The sequence below is a fragment of the Neobacillus niacini genome, assembly GCF_048572935.1.
In the GTDB taxonomy this organism is placed as follows: Bacteria; Bacillota; Bacilli; order Bacillales; family Cytobacillaceae; genus Neobacillus; species Neobacillus niacini.
In genome coordinates this window covers 4,409,700-4,423,297 of the sequence record NZ_CP183883.1, presented here as the reverse complement: position 1 = coordinate 4,423,297, position 13,598 = coordinate 4,409,700, and the positions used below count along the sequence as shown (strand labels likewise).

The following is a 13,598-nucleotide window of genomic DNA, read 5'->3' as shown; positions in this document are numbered from 1 at the left end:
CCTCTCATGTTGAAAGGTGGTTTTGCTGCCTAACATTGGGGGATATAGGCAGCAGTATAAATTAGGGATATTCTATTCAATGGGCAGAAAGGGAGGGAATCCTTACTCCATTGGTTCAATTTAATTACTGATTAGCAGTCATCTTTACTGGTTCTTTACTAACTCCAAAGTGTTGTTTCATGATAAGAGAAGGACCGCCAAGGTTTAATAGATAGCGAGCCTCGATTACTTGTTTCATAAAGGCACCAAATAATCCAGAAAGTCGGAAATTACCAACTTTACCTACAGCTGCAAAGTTTCCAATCGATGCTACAGAACCTTTGTGATGGTATTCAAATGCTTTTAAGCTTCCGCCTCGAAGGGCAGCGACAATATTTTTTGCACACACATCAGCTTCCTGAAGGGCCACCTGTGCTGTTGGAGGTAATGCATTTTTATCATCTTTCATAAATAGTGAGCAGTCACCAATACTAAAGATATTTTCCATATCCTTAACGCGGAGATAGGAGTCAACAGGGAGTTTACCTTTTACGATTGGTAAACCACAGTTTTGAACAATTGGATTTCCTTTTACACCACAAGACCAGATTAACGTTCGTGTTGGAATTTCAATATCATTTTCGAGAATCACTTTCTCAGGTGTACATTCTAATATTTTTGTAGACATATACATGTCGATATTAAACTTTTCTAATACTTCCGTTGTATAGTGGATTGATTCCTTTGGAAAAAATGGAATTACAGATGGTGCAGCCTCGACAGCAACAATCTTTACTTCTTCAAACGGGACCTCATACTTTTTGCAAAGTTTAGGAAGCCCTTCAGCAAGTTCACCCAGCATTTCAACCCCTGTAAATCCGCCTCCGGCTACTACAAAGGTAAGGCGTGATGGATCCTTGTCCTCTTTATATTGAGTTAATTGCCTTACGATTTGGTTATAGATGGCTTTCGTGCTTCTAAAGCTCCGGATAGCAAAAGCATGTTCTTTAATGCCAGGGATTCCAAAGGTTTCAATATCAAAACCTAAAGCAATTAAGAGGTAATCATATTCTACAGTTACGCCGTCCTCCAGTTGAACGACTTGCTGCTTAACATCAACACTCGTGACACTGCCTTTGATAAAATTTGTTTTTTCGGGATTAATCAATTCCGGAATTTCCATTGCAATTTGACGATCGGCTGCAGTGCCAACTCCAGTTTTATGTAATTGTGTCGTAATATAATGGTATTCATGCTTGTTGATTAAGGTAACGTCTGCTTCTCCCGATTTTAATAGCTTCTCAAGCTTCTTACTAGTGATGATACCACCGTATCCAGCCCCTAAGATTACGATTTTTGGCTTGTTCATTTTAATCTCTCTCCTTACAATAAGTAAATTATCTACGATATGTATTGTGAAGTTGTTCACAAAAAAACTTAAAAAATATAGAGCGTTATGCTCAATTTTATTGTGAAGTGTTTCACATATCTTCTATATTCATAGAATACGATACCTGCTAGTAATTAACAAGTGGGTTATTGGATGAAAATTTGTCGAATTGGTAAATTTTTTTAAACATATAGGGAATGATAATTTCGTGCAAAATTAATTATTTGAACGAATAAAGAAAAGAAAGAAGGAAATTGAAATGAAAACTAGATTGTTAATCATGTTGCTAGGATTCTTCCTCGCCATGCCAGGATTTACATCTGCGAATCTTCAGACTCCAGATAACAGTGAAAAGCAAGGTGAAAGAAGTACGGTTCCTGGCTCTCAGGATAAAGCAGAGGACAAGGAGTCAGAAGAGTGTGATTGTGAAAAACAAGAGCATAGTCACAAAAACTGGCAGGCAAAAATGGCTGAGCGTGAACAAAACCTGCTAGCATGGGTGGACCAATATACTCCGGAAAAAAAGTCAGAATGGATAAAGGTTTTAGCAGAGAAAAAAGAATTAAGAAATAAGTGGCTAAGCCCCGAAAATGCACAGAAACGCGAAAAGTGGAAGCAAGAAAAAATGGCTAAAATTCAGGAGCTAAAAAAACAGCTAGACGCAGGAAAAATCACAAAAGAGGAATTTGTTCAAAAGGCTCATGGCGGCAAGGCAATGGGGAATTGGAAAACCTTCCATGACCTAAAGGCGGCGGTTGAGACCAAAAATGATCAGCAGGCTGCAACACTATTAAATCAATTGCTAGAACAATCTAAGCAGCATAACGAGAAAATAAAAGCAATGTTAGCAGAATAATCTCTAAGTATGAAAAGACACCAAACCGTTTATGGATTTGGTGTCTTTTCGATTTCCTCGACATTAACAAGGATATAATCCTTATAATACACGATTAATTCATTCGTGGAGTGGGCAGCTTTTTGTATAACGCTATGATTCCGGCAAAAAAGGGGAATCTCTATTGAGCCGTCATGAAAGATCATAAAAGTAAATTCATCCGATAGTGGTGATTCTTCATTTCGAATACTTACAAATTTTCCTTTGAATGTAGAAAGATTTATGATATTTTCCTTTTCTGCTTTTCTAGCTTCCATAAGGAATTTATTATTCACATGTTGATATAAATTCTTCAAAAAGATTAGTAGTGCAATAAAACCTGAGAGAACAGATGCTGCCAAATAGCTTTCTGGAATGGCAGGGACGGAAATGGAAATACCGAAAAATAAGAGGGCAGCAAATAAATGAAAAAACATTTAAAAACACCTTCTTTTTATGAGGATGGAGGGGTGAGGATTCATAATGTTGTTTTTTGAATTATCTATATATTTAGAATACTATAAATAACTGGTTTCGTAAATTTAATTAATCGAAAATCTGACGTCATACTGTTAAAAAGATAAATCTGTGGGAACAGTTAAGTAGTAAAGTAATAAAGGAGGGATTTTTAGAATGGCAAGGAATCGATTGCTTATGACAACTGCGGCATTAGGGGCCGCCTATTTACTGAGAAATGATAAGGTGCGGAAAAAGTTAATCAATCAACTTCAAGCATTTGCTGATAAATCACGAAGATAAAAAAATAAGTGCAAGCTGCATAGCAGCTTACACTTATTTTTTTAGGTCAATTCTTTCTTTTTGTGCCTCTTTGAGGTCATCCTGAAACTCTTCTTTGATGTCATTTGTGATTCCTTCCGTTGCACGCTTGAATTCACGAATGGACTTACCAACAGCACGGCCAATCTCAGGAAGTTTGTTTGGACCAAAGATAATTAACGCAAGAACTAGGATTAAGATTAATCCGGGTACACCAATGTTTGATAACATAACGAGGACTCCTTTTTTTAAGGCTCTTCTCTTAACTCACAACCTTTTAGAAAACAGCCTTTTTAAATAACTAATTTAGATTGAACATAATGGTATAAAAGCTTTGCTGTATTTTCAATGGATGATTCATGTGTGCGCTCAAAAGCGTGAGAGGAATCGATCCCCGGCCCAATTAAGCCGTGTACGATATCATGTCCGGCACGAATCGCTGCCGAGGCGTCAGACCCATAAAAAGGATAGATATCGAGCTTGTATTCAACTTGGTTTTCTTCAGCAAGACGTACTAAATTTTTACGAAGTGCATAATGGTATGGCCCGCTGGCATCCTTCACACAGATTGAAACGGTATACTCATCGGTTGATTGGCCATCACCCATTGCGCCCATATCGACAGCTAAGTACTCAACCGTTTCAGGGGAGATATTAGAGTTCCCGCCATATCCAATTTCCTCATTGTTCGAAATCAAGAAATGTGTAGTGTAAGGTAATTGAATGTTTTCATGTTTTAATTGCTTTATCAATTGTAAAAGAATCGCTACGCTGGCTTTATCATCTAAATGACGGGATTTAATAAATCCGCTAGGAGTTACTTCAACCCGTGGATCAAAAGAAACAAAATCACCAACCTCAATTCCTAAGGCTCTAACATCTTCTGCATTATGTACTTTTTCATCAATTCGGATTTCGATATTTTCTTGGTTACGCTCTGCTTTTCCAGCGTCTTTATAAACGTGGACTGATGTCTGGTGCATGAGAATGGTACCGGTAATTTTTTTACCGCTGCTCGTTTCGATTTGGCAATATTCACCTTCAATCGAATTAAATTTAAAACCGCCAATTAAGTCAATTTTTAGTCTTCCATTGGACTTTATTTCCTTGACCATGGCACCAAGTGTATCAACATGTGCAGTAAGCATGCGGTGCTGACTTGAATCCTTTCCTTCTAATGTTGCAATAAGACCGCCTTTGCGGTTTCTTTTAGTTTCAACATGTAGATTTGTGAGGTATTTTTCTACGTAAGAAATCACTTCATTGGTATTTCCTGAGGGACTCGGGATTGATACTAAATCAACAAGTAATTTCAATGTTTCCTCTGTGTTTTTGTTTGCCAAAGCTAAATCCCCTTTCTGATTAACACTCTTTCCTATTATAACATCATATTTAAAAATCAATCTAAAAACAAAACCTGTCAACTTTTTCGTTGGTTTTGCATAGTTTTGAAAGTGATGAATTATTCCCTTGGAGAACGATTAGAAACCTGTAGAAAAGGTAATAAAAGGGATAATTCTAAATTATTTAATAAATAAAGAACTGTGGGAGGAGAAAAATGACCAGACTCGAACTATATCACAAAAAGACAAAACAATTTTCTTGGAAGGGACCATTTTTTTTCATTCTAACTTTTCTCATATTGACTGTAGGCTTCTTCGTGTTTCGCTATCATTATCAAAGTTCAATAAAAATTGAAACACCGGAGGAAAATCTAGGTTCCAAAGTGGTGGTCCATCTGCCGGACGGAAAAGAGGTATTTACCTATGAAAATTATATTTTTGAAAAGGATGGTAGGACTTACTATAAGGGAGAGCGGAACACGATTGATTTAACAGGCGGAACAGTTTCGTATGAAAATTGGGAATGAACGTCAAAAGACTAGGGGGGCACCTAGTCTTTTTGTTTTTTTCCTAGTTATAGCTAAAACCATCCTTTTTTCTTAAACCAGAGAAACAGTGAGAATCCAATGATGCCCATCAACATAAGGGAAAAGGGATAGCCGTACTTCCATGATAATTCAGGCATATGTTCAAAATTCATTCCAAAGATTCCTGCTATAAAGGTTAACGGGGCGAATATCGAAGTCATTATGGTTAGAACCTTCATGACATTATTTGTCTGATGTGAATTTAGAGAAAGATAATTATCGCGAATGTCTGCCGTGATTTCTCTGTTTGCCATCGTCATTTCCGATAATTTTAAAAGATGGTCGTAAATGTCTGAAAAATATTCTTTTCGCTTGATAATGGGTACCAAATGCTGCGAGTTTAACATGCGGTAGAGAAGATCACGCATGGGATTAATGGTATGCGTAAGGTTTAATAACATATACCGTGTTTCAAATAATTTTTTGAGTAGATTATTCATGGGATTATTTAACGTGTTATCTTCAATTTCATCTAAAATATCCTCAATTTTATAAATAATGGGGAAGTAATTATCTACGATTTTATCTAGGATTTCATAAAATACATGATGGGTAGTGAAATTCCCTATGTCTTTTTGGGTAGTTAACCTTCCCATCACTTGAGAGACCTCAATAGAGGGCATAAGGTGAAAGGTAACTATAAAGTTTTCTCCTACAAAAAAGTCCAGCTCCTCTTTGATCACTTCCTTTTCGACTTCACGTACTATATGGGTTATAAAAAATGTGTAGTCATCATAATAATCCAACTTTGGCCTTTGCGGGGATTTGTATAAACAATCTTCAATTGCCAGCGGATGGAAATGAAAAGTATCTGTTAAATGCTGAACCTCCTCATCCGTTGGTTCGCTGAAATCTACCCAAAACCATTTATAGTTATCAAGATTTAGATGAGATATAGAAACTTGTTTTTCTATCGTATTCTCATTTGTTATACCAACTAGGCTCATCATAATAAAAACATCCTTCTTTTTAATCAATCAATCAATATATATAATCATACCGATAAGAAACGCTTTTTTCAAAAATACTGTCACATTATTGAGGTGACTCTAAAAGGAATAAAATTTCATGACCGATGGAATGGTAAAGATAAGACTTCTAAAGAGGTATAAAAAATGTCCATCAATGATATTAAAGAATTAAAAGCAAAAATTCCAAAGGCTGAAGATTTCGTAAGTAAGGAATTGCAGGACGGTAAAAAAAAACTTGAATTGTTGTATTATAAAACGCTTAGTGATGAGGCACAATTACAGACCTATTTGATTAAACCTTTTTATGAAATTAGTGAACCAGTTCAGTTTTTGGCTTACCTTCAATCACATCCGAAAGTGAAATACTTTGAAACCAAAGAAAAAGTACAGGAAGACCTTATCAGAGGCAGTAGTTTACTCATCTATCAAAATCAAGTATTTTTATTAGATGTTAAACTTGAAAAAAACAATGCTGTCAGTGAAACTTCAGCTGAAACTACCATTCTAGGTCCAAAATCAGGCTTTAGCGAAAGTCTTCCAATCAATATTGGACTAATACGGCAGCGGTATCCTGAGGAAACATTAATGATTGAATCAACGAATATTGGTTCCATTTCGAAAACAACAGTGAACCTTCTATATGATTCTAAGAAAGTGGATAAAGCCGTTTTAAAGGAAGTAAAAACATTTCTGTCAGCCATTGAGATTGAAATGTTTCAATCTGGTGAGCAATTGCTGGATTTTACCAAAAAGTCACAACGGGTTCTCTTTCCTACCTTAATGGTAACGGAACGGCCTGACCGGACTGTACTAAACATCGCTGCAGGGAAGATCACTTTACTTGTTTCAGGGTCACCATTTGCGGTTTTAATGCCTTCTGTCCTTAAAGATCAGATGGCGTCTATGGCTGATATTTACCATACATATTGGATTGGTAAATTCTTATTACTCGTGCGTTATATTGGATTATTTACTACAATCACATTGCCAGCGCTGTATGTAGCACTTGTAAGCTATAATCCGGAGGTTTTTCGCGTCCAGTTAGCTCTTTCTGTAGCAGGCAGCAGGCATGCTGTGCCATATCCATCCTTTGTTGAGGTCATCCTAATGCTGATCATGATGGAATTATTGATGGAAGCGAGCATTCGCCTGCCAAAAGCGATCGGACCAACTGCAACAACAGTTGGAGGATTGATTTTAGGACAGGCAGCAACTGAGGCAGGACTTGTCAGTACCATCATGATCATTATTGTCTCTTTAGGGGCCATAGCAAATTTTGTTATTCCAATTAGTACTTTTAGCTTTGCAATTAGAGTATCTAAATATTTTATATTGTTATTATCTATTTTTTATGGGTTAGTTGGTGTGATTTTGGGGTTGTTTCTGCTGCTTGCCTACATGGTAAGTCTCGATAGTTTTGGGAAACCATATTTAACCTTTAGAGAAGAAAAAATATAATTGGATGGTGGGTATGAATCGCTATTTTTTATATTTAGTTGTATTAAATATGCTGACGAATGTCATCATTTTTGTACCCAGATTTCTCATTCGATATCGGTTTGATGGAATGTTAATCAGTATTGTCATCGCAATTGTCGCCGGGATGGCATTAATGTACGCAGACACGGTTATCTATGCAAAATTTCCTGGACAGGGTCTTCCTGACATAATCCAAAATCGGTTAAATAAGCCATTAAGAATCGTCATTCTAGTAACCTTTGCGTTTTTTTGGTTTATAGCAGGATTATTAACATTATTAGGCTACATTGATATTCTTCATCGTTTCATTAACCCGGAATTGCCCAAGGTGTTACTTATAGCTATTTTTTTACTCATATTATGCTTTGTTGTACAATTTCCTACAATAAAAGTGATGTATCTGCTTGAAATCATTCTGATTATTAACGTACCGTTTATAGTGTTTATTTTTATTAAAGCCGTTACTAGTGATTATTTAAGTTGGGATTCTATCTTTGAAGCAGGGAATCATTTATATAACATGCCTAATCTTAATGCAGTGGCAGTAGCAAGCTATATTTTTTCTGGGTACGCTAATATCATTATTTTCAATCGTTTGTTCAAAGAGAAGATTAAAAAGATAAATTTTGTATTGATTTTTGGTATCTCTTTATTAACATTGTTTACTTCTATAATGGTTCCAATAGGAATGCATGGTATTGATTCTGTAGATGAATTCATGTATCCCTGGATTATCATGGTCGATTCTATTCGCCTTCCTTATAGTCCCATTGAGCGTGCACTGTTTATATTTTTAATGTTATATGTCAACATTTCATTAATAAGTGTGGCAGTCCATTGGCACGTCGCGTTTGAATTAGTGAAAGGAACCTTTTCTGCTAATAATAGAGTAAAAAAAGATAGACTAGTTTTGGCGCTGTTTTTTGTATTCTCACTTCTTTCAGTTATCAGGATTGATTATATGCACCCGGGAAAAATCTCGATGTACTGGCTCGTTGCCAGATTATTATTTGAAGCTCTCGCAGTCTTTGGTTTTTTCTTGTTCCTTAGGAGGAGGAAGGCGTGAATCAAAATGTAATACTATTTAGAGCTTTAATCAGCATTTTCCTACTGGCGTTATTCGTAACCGGCTGTGGTTTTAAAGACATTGATAAACGTCTCTTCGTTGTGAGTGTGGGAATAGATCCTGCAAAGAATAGTTCAAAGAAATTTCTTGTCAGCCTGAAGTTTGCAGTCCCGAATATTGAAAAAGTATCAAATGAATCCTTTATCATCTCCCAAGAAGGAGATACCATCGCTGAAGCCGTTAGAATGATGAAATCAAAGGTCGATAAAGAAATTGATTTTAGTCATGCAAAATTGGTCGTTTACAATGAAGAGGTTATCAATTCTAAATTGGATCCGAACCTTTATTATTGGTTTATTAGAAGAAGAGATTTCCAAGAAATGTCCTGGGTAGCAGTAGGAAAACCTACAGCTAAAGCAGTACTGAAGCTAAAACCTAAATCAGAACGTCTGCCTTCAAATGCTCTATTCCTAGCATTAGGAAAAGATGGTACTGAAACGGCCTATATTATTCCTGAGTTTCTTTTTGATTTTAAGAAGCGATTTGGAGAAAAAGGGCTGGATCCTCTGCTTCCTATTATTCAAGCAAAGGAAGATACTTTCGAAATTAATACGGTTGCACTCTTGGATAAGAATAAATTGAAGTTGAAATTACCATCGAGGGAAACGATGTTTTTGAATCTGTTATTAACTGAAAATACTAAAACAGCTTTGAAAATCAACGATGGCGAAGATTCATTCGTAATTGATACACAATCGGTAAAAACAAAATATAAGATCATTACAGAAAACCAAAAACAACCTTATATAGAAGTTGATATGAGTATAGATGGAAGAATAGAGGAAGCAAGGTTTAATGTTAGCAATAAGGACTTGGATAAATATGAAAAAGCAGCAAAGAATCATATAAGTAAAAAGGTGAAGGTATTACTCGAAAAAATGCAAAAGGCAAATGTTGATCCGCTCGGATTTGGTTTGCGCTATCGAAGCAGGCAAATGGGGGATGATGATTGGAAAACCTGGCAGCAATTATATCCTGCGATAAAATTTAAAGTAAATGCCGACATTAATATTTCAGATACAGGTTTAGTGGAGTAAAATAGGCATTCCTGGGATGGAATGCCTGAGGTAGCTCTATACTGTCTGTTCTGATTTCTTACGCATTGCCTGCGGGATATATACGCAGAATGGTTCGCTTTCCATATAGTCACCGGTTACCGCATAGGTTCTGGACCTGGAACCGCCACAGATTTTGTTGAATTCACAGACTCCGCATTTGCCTTTATAGTTGTCTGGCTGCCTGAGATCTTTGAATACTTTTGCTTCACGGTAAATTTCTGCTAAAGGAGTTTCACGGATATTCCCGCCAACGATAGGTAGCAAGCCGCTTGGCATAACATCACCAATATGGTTAACGAATGCAAAGCCATTTCCGTCATTAACACCTTTTGGTGCACGTTTTAATCCATCATGCATCGAGGCAAAATCCGTTGTGATCGAATCTTCGTAGCGAATTTCACCTTTTTCAATTAAATGATCACGTGCTTTTTCCTGTAAAACGACTCGGCGGTAATGCTGGGATGCAGTGGTTTTAATATCATATGGAGCAGTCTTACTTAGCTGGTACAACCAGCGGAAAACTTTTTCATGCTCGGCAGGTGTGATACACGCATCCATTTGACCGCGTCCTGTTGGAACAAGTAAGAATATGTACCACATGACGGCTCCAAGTTCTTCTACTAGCTTAGACATTTGTTCAAGATGGTCATAATTGTAACGCGAGATCACCGTATTGATTTGTAAAGGCATGCCCAATTCGTTTAAGTACTTGATTTTTTCAATCGTTAAATCGAAGGAACCTGGCACTCCACGGAATTTATCGTGGATCTCTGCGGTTGGTGCATCAAGACTTAAGCCCCAGCGTGAAAGACCGACCTCCTTCGCGCGCTGCATTTTTTCCTTTGTAACATTTGGAGTGGCACTAGGAGTCATACTTACACGCATGCCTTTTTTAACTGCATAGTCAGCTAGTTCAAAAAGGTCTTCTCGCATCATACAATCCCCGCCGGAGAATACAAGCATAGGATTATCCATTTCATAGATTTGATCAATTAAGTTAATCCCTTCTTCATGTGTTAACTCTCGTGGATCTGGAGTCAGCTGAGCATCAGCCCGGCAGTGAACACATTTTAGCTGGCACGCACGGGTTACTTCCCAAATCACAATAAACGGGTTTACGTCATAGTCGATTTTTTTCATTCCATGTGGATGGCCCATTGCGTGAGGATGTCCTTTACTTATTCCTTGCATACATATCACCAAGATTCATAATATTTTTAAAACCAATTAAAAACGATAAAAAATGTTTCTATAGGTTTATTATAAATTTGTCCTTTTCACTATGTATGAAAGGATTGTTACAATATTTCATAAGCTTTGTTACAAAAATTCTACAATTCTATTTCAAAAAAATACCAAACTCTTATTATTTCATAATTTTTAATAGAGAAGGCGAACTAAAATCCTTGGTGTATAAGGGCTGGAAGAATTTCTAGTGTCTGTTACTATAGTGCTTTCATTACCGAAATAGGAGAATTTTTCCTGATTATCCAAATGTTTAAGATATAAACAAATAGGGTCACTCCTTTATGATGAGTGTATTACAAATTAAAGGAGTGCTACCATGAAAAAACATTTACTGACAGCCGCGGCAGCTGCCGGCATATTGTTTACAACTTTTGGTGGATCTGTAAGTGCACATGAAAATGTCTATACAGTTAAATCAGGGGATACGCTTTGGAGAATTTCGCAAAATAATAATGTCTCAGTTACAAATTTAAAAGATTGGAATAATCTTTCCAGCGATAGCATCTATGTAAATCAGAACCTATCATTATTGGCACCACACACGCATGTTTCTACGTACACCGTACAAAAAGGGGATACACTATGGGGAATTTCCTCGCGGTATAATCTAACGGTTGCACAGCTAAAATCTCTTAATAACATGACCACAGATACGATTTATGTTGGACAAGTTCTTACCATTTCAGGTACAGCAGCGACACCTACTCCAGCCCCAATTTCTACTGTTTCAAAAGCGCAAATGGTAATTACCGAAGCCAAGAAATATATTGGCACTCCTTACCTATGGGGCGGAAATACTCCAGCAGGTTTTGATTGCAGCGGCTTCTCAAAGTACGTTTTTGAAAAAGTAGGAATTTCCCTTCCAAGAACAGCAGCGACACAGTTTTCAGGACTTAAAACGGTTACGAGCCCAAGCCCAGGTGACCTGGTGTTCTTTACCACGTACGCACCTGGACCGTCTCATTTGGGGATTTATATTGGCGATAACAAATTCATCCATGCCGGTACATCAACCGGTGTAACCATCACCGATATGAATAATCCATATTGGAAACCTAGATACTTGGGTGCTAGAACAGCATTTTAATAGAACAAACAAAGACCTTTATCAAACCGATAAGGGTCTTTGTTTGTTCAAAAAAAATCTGAAACTTTATTGTTTATGAAGGGCTCTTTAACCTTTATAATTTAAATGAAGAGTAAATTAGATTTGGAGAAATCTATGATTAAAAGAATCCTAAGCATATCCCTATTATTAATTGTCATTGCGATTGGCTTTTTACTAAAAAATGAATTACTTACGTTAACGAAGGAAGGCGGAATACTTTCTATTTTCATCAGTATGCTGTTTGTTGCTATATGTGTCTTTTTCCCTGTGATTCCTTTTCCTGTTCTAGCAGGCGTCATCGGCAGTGTATTTGGTACGACACAAGGAGTAATCATTTCCTTATCTGGAGCTATGGCCGGAACAATGGGCTTCTTCTTTTTAAGCAGGTACGGTTTTCGGGATTATGCCCAATCTAAGTTGATGAACTACCCGAAAGTCCAGGAATACGAAGAGTTTCTTAATCGAAATTCATTTGTTGCAATACTAACCTGCCGTTTGATACCCATCATCCCAGCGCCTGTTGTCAACATCATTTGCGGTTTAAGCAAGGTGAAATGGTTAACGTTTTTTACTTCATCCACAATTGGGAAAACCCCAAACATCCTGATATTATCCTTTGCCGGTGCTTCTTTTAGCAGCAATAAGTTATTTTCTTTTGGTTTATATGGTGGTTATATTTTACTTATTTTCATTATTTACGTTCTCATCCTGTATCGTAAAAGGGCAAAGGAATCTCTCGACTAAACAATGTGTTTTACAGGAAGGTCTTTTTCTTCAATTGTAATGACTTCTTTAAAGAAGCTTTTTAAAATGAACCATCGTGCTGGATAGGTATTTATAAAATCTTCCATTACAATAGGAGAGTACTGAATCAAACAATCAAGATAGTTTCTATGTTTTTTTAGATCATGCAAAAGTGCATGCGGAATGGTGTAGTAGTCATAAATTTGGTAAGGATTTAACTTTACGACTTGAATATTATTTTTTTGAATGTAAGGTAATATGGTTTGTTCTTGGAGTTTAATGCTTTCTTCTTTCGTAAGCCCATTTAAACTTATCCGATCATTTATAAAGTAGATTCCCTTCATACCATGACACCTCTTTCTACTCGTGTTTGGTATTGTTATTGACAGCGAACAAAGGAAGTATACTTCAGTAGTAATAAGATAGTAGTTTATTCCTAATTTATGGAAGGTGATGGAGCATGGCTAGTTGGAAAAAGGATGGTTTTATTATTAGTACAGATAAGCAATATCTGGATACAGACGTGATTCACCATTTTTTGAGTGTGGATTCCTACTGGGCCAAAGGGATTACCATGGATAAAGTAAAGAAAGCGATTGAGAAATCCTCGATTTGCTTTGGAATGTATGAGGGAGATCCTGAAAGAGGTGAGGCAAAGCAAATTGGTTTTGTTCGGGCAGTAACAGATTTTGTAAGATTTGCTTGGATCATGGATGTATTTGTCCTTCCTGAATATAGGGGGCTGGGCTTATCGAAATGGATGATGGAAACGGTCGTGGAGCAATCCGAACTAAAAGACGTTCGGAAAATGATGCTGTGTACCTTTGACGCTCATGGTCTATATGAACAATACGGTTTTCAGAAACTCGATGACCCCGAGATCTTTATGCAACGAAAAATATAGTTCTTTTATA

At 36.7% G+C, this 13,598-nt stretch carries 16 protein-coding genes; 9 read left to right on the top strand and 7 right to left on the bottom strand.

Annotation, left to right across the window (positions count from 1 at the left end; all coding sequences use genetic code 11):
- Positions 1-124: 124 nt before the first annotated feature.
- Positions 125-1,348 (bottom strand): NAD(P)/FAD-dependent oxidoreductase, encoded by a 1,224-nt coding sequence (locus ACN6MT_RS21895; protein ID WP_063253729.1) that lies wholly within the window; start codon positions 1,346-1,348, stop codon positions 125-127.
- A 280-nt stretch (positions 1,349-1,628) separates the two neighbouring features.
- Here ACN6MT_RS21895 and ACN6MT_RS21890 point away from each other — a divergent pair, with 280 nt between their 5' ends.
- Entirely contained in the window at positions 1,629-2,225 is a 597-nt protein-coding gene (locus ACN6MT_RS21890) for a hypothetical protein (protein WP_419888033.1), read from the top strand.
- A gap of 29 nt (positions 2,226-2,254) precedes the next feature.
- Here ACN6MT_RS21890 and ACN6MT_RS21885 read toward each other — a convergent pair whose 3' ends face one another.
- Complete coding sequence (locus ACN6MT_RS21885; protein ID WP_419888032.1) at positions 2,255-2,680, bottom strand: hypothetical protein; 426 nt, start codon at positions 2,678-2,680, stop codon at positions 2,255-2,257.
- Positions 2,681-2,876: 196 nt separating this feature from the next.
- Between ACN6MT_RS21885 and ACN6MT_RS21880 the strand changes: the two genes are divergently transcribed.
- Positions 2,877-3,002 (top strand): hypothetical protein, encoded by a 126-nt coding sequence (locus ACN6MT_RS21880; protein ID WP_268875091.1) that lies wholly within the window; start codon positions 2,877-2,879, stop codon positions 3,000-3,002.
- A gap of 33 nt (positions 3,003-3,035) precedes the next feature.
- On the opposite strand, the gene tatA is transcribed toward ACN6MT_RS21880, so the two are convergent.
- Positions 3,036-3,251, bottom strand: a complete 216-nt coding sequence (tatA, locus tag ACN6MT_RS21875; protein ID WP_063253732.1) for a twin-arginine translocase TatA/TatE family subunit — start codon at positions 3,249-3,251, stop codon at positions 3,036-3,038.
- 62 nt (positions 3,252-3,313) lie between these two features.
- Positions 3,314-4,363 carry a M42 family metallopeptidase gene (locus ACN6MT_RS21870; protein WP_419888031.1) on the bottom strand — a complete coding sequence of 350 codons (1,050 nt, stop codon included), beginning with the start codon at positions 4,361-4,363 and terminating at the stop codon, positions 3,314-3,316.
- A 215-nt stretch (positions 4,364-4,578) separates the two neighbouring features.
- Here ACN6MT_RS21870 and ACN6MT_RS21865 point away from each other — a divergent pair, with 215 nt between their 5' ends.
- Complete coding sequence (locus tag ACN6MT_RS21865) at positions 4,579-4,890, top strand: hypothetical protein (RefSeq protein WP_419888030.1); 312 nt, start codon at positions 4,579-4,581, stop codon at positions 4,888-4,890.
- A gap of 53 nt (positions 4,891-4,943) precedes the next feature.
- On the opposite strand, the gene corA is transcribed toward ACN6MT_RS21865, so the two are convergent.
- Complete coding sequence (gene corA / locus ACN6MT_RS21860; RefSeq protein WP_063253735.1) at positions 4,944-5,900, bottom strand: magnesium/cobalt transporter CorA; 957 nt, start codon at positions 5,898-5,900, stop codon at positions 4,944-4,946.
- A 165-nt stretch (positions 5,901-6,065) separates the two neighbouring features.
- Here corA and ACN6MT_RS21855 point away from each other — a divergent pair, with 165 nt between their 5' ends.
- The 3 genes from ACN6MT_RS21855 to ACN6MT_RS21845 are packed head-to-tail and all read left to right on the top strand — an operon-like array spanning position 6,066 to position 9,563.
- On the top strand, positions 6,066-7,379 hold the full coding sequence (locus tag ACN6MT_RS21855; RefSeq protein ID WP_419888029.1) for a spore germination protein: 1,314 nt from the start codon (positions 6,066-6,068) through the stop codon (positions 7,377-7,379).
- A 13-nt stretch (positions 7,380-7,392) separates the two neighbouring features.
- Complete coding sequence (locus tag ACN6MT_RS21850) at positions 7,393-8,466, top strand: GerAB/ArcD/ProY family transporter (RefSeq protein WP_419888028.1); 1,074 nt, start codon at positions 7,393-7,395, stop codon at positions 8,464-8,466.
- Positions 8,463-9,563 (top strand): Ger(x)C family spore germination protein, encoded by a 1,101-nt coding sequence (locus ACN6MT_RS21845; protein ID WP_419888027.1) that lies wholly within the window; start codon positions 8,463-8,465, stop codon positions 9,561-9,563. The genes ACN6MT_RS21850 and ACN6MT_RS21845 overlap by 4 nt, the downstream gene beginning before the upstream one ends.
- A 36-nt stretch (positions 9,564-9,599) precedes the next feature.
- Here the strand turns inward: ACN6MT_RS21845 and ACN6MT_RS21840 are convergent, their stop codons facing one another.
- Positions 9,600-10,775 (bottom strand): TIGR04053 family radical SAM/SPASM domain-containing protein, encoded by a 1,176-nt coding sequence (locus ACN6MT_RS21840; protein ID WP_419888026.1) that lies wholly within the window; start codon positions 10,773-10,775, stop codon positions 9,600-9,602.
- 373 nt (positions 10,776-11,148) lie between these two features.
- On the opposite strand from ACN6MT_RS21840, the gene ACN6MT_RS21835 reads away from it, so the two are divergent.
- Together ACN6MT_RS21835 and ACN6MT_RS21830 are read left to right on the top strand one after the other, a co-directional pair.
- Positions 11,149-11,919 carry a LysM peptidoglycan-binding domain-containing protein gene (locus tag ACN6MT_RS21835; protein ID WP_419888025.1) on the top strand — a complete coding sequence of 257 codons (771 nt, stop codon included), beginning with the start codon at positions 11,149-11,151 and terminating at the stop codon, positions 11,917-11,919.
- Positions 11,920-12,054: 135 nt separating this feature from the next.
- Entirely contained in the window at positions 12,055-12,684 is a 630-nt protein-coding gene (locus ACN6MT_RS21830) for a TVP38/TMEM64 family protein (protein WP_419888024.1), read from the top strand.
- On the opposite strand, the gene ACN6MT_RS21825 is transcribed toward ACN6MT_RS21830, so the two are convergent.
- Entirely contained in the window at positions 12,681-13,028 is a 348-nt protein-coding gene (locus ACN6MT_RS21825; RefSeq protein WP_063253739.1) for a hypothetical protein, read from the bottom strand. The two genes, ACN6MT_RS21830 and ACN6MT_RS21825, sit on opposite strands and share 4 nt — an antisense overlap.
- A gap of 116 nt (positions 13,029-13,144) precedes the next feature.
- Here ACN6MT_RS21825 and ACN6MT_RS21820 point away from each other — a divergent pair, with 116 nt between their 5' ends.
- Complete coding sequence (locus tag ACN6MT_RS21820) at positions 13,145-13,588, top strand: GNAT family N-acetyltransferase (protein ID WP_419888023.1); 444 nt, start codon at positions 13,145-13,147, stop codon at positions 13,586-13,588.
- Positions 13,589-13,598: the final 10 nt, after the last annotated feature.

Coding starts and splice junctions, on each gene's coding strand:
- ACN6MT_RS21895 (WP_063253729.1), bottom strand. CDS start 1,348: ATGAACAAGCCAAAAATCGTAATCTTAGGGGCTGGATACGGTGGTATC.
- ACN6MT_RS21890 (WP_419888033.1), top strand. CDS start 1,629: ATGAAAACTAGATTGTTAATCATGTTGCTAGGATTCTTCCTCGCCATG.
- ACN6MT_RS21885 (WP_419888032.1), bottom strand. CDS start 2,680: ATGTTTTTTCATTTATTTGCTGCCCTCTTATTTTTCGGTATTTCCATT.
- ACN6MT_RS21880 (WP_268875091.1), top strand. CDS start 2,877: ATGGCAAGGAATCGATTGCTTATGACAACTGCGGCATTAGGGGCCGCC.
- tatA (WP_063253732.1), bottom strand. CDS start 3,251: ATGTTATCAAACATTGGTGTACCCGGATTAATCTTAATCCTAGTTCTT.
- ACN6MT_RS21865 (WP_419888030.1), top strand. CDS start 4,579: ATGACCAGACTCGAACTATATCACAAAAAGACAAAACAATTTTCTTGG.
- corA (WP_063253735.1), bottom strand. CDS start 5,900: ATGATGAGCCTAGTTGGTATAACAAATGAGAATACGATAGAAAAACAA.
- ACN6MT_RS21855 (WP_419888029.1), top strand. CDS start 6,066: ATGTCCATCAATGATATTAAAGAATTAAAAGCAAAAATTCCAAAGGCT.
- ACN6MT_RS21850 (WP_419888028.1), top strand. CDS start 7,393: ATGAATCGCTATTTTTTATATTTAGTTGTATTAAATATGCTGACGAAT.
- ACN6MT_RS21840 (WP_419888026.1), bottom strand. CDS start 10,775: ATGCAAGGAATAAGTAAAGGACATCCTCACGCAATGGGCCATCCACAT.
- ACN6MT_RS21835 (WP_419888025.1), top strand. CDS start 11,149: ATGAAAAAACATTTACTGACAGCCGCGGCAGCTGCCGGCATATTGTTT.
- ACN6MT_RS21830 (WP_419888024.1), top strand. CDS start 12,055: ATGATTAAAAGAATCCTAAGCATATCCCTATTATTAATTGTCATTGCG.
- ACN6MT_RS21825 (WP_063253739.1), bottom strand. CDS start 13,028: ATGAAGGGAATCTACTTTATAAATGATCGGATAAGTTTAAATGGGCTT.
- ACN6MT_RS21820 (WP_419888023.1), top strand. CDS start 13,145: ATGGCTAGTTGGAAAAAGGATGGTTTTATTATTAGTACAGATAAGCAA.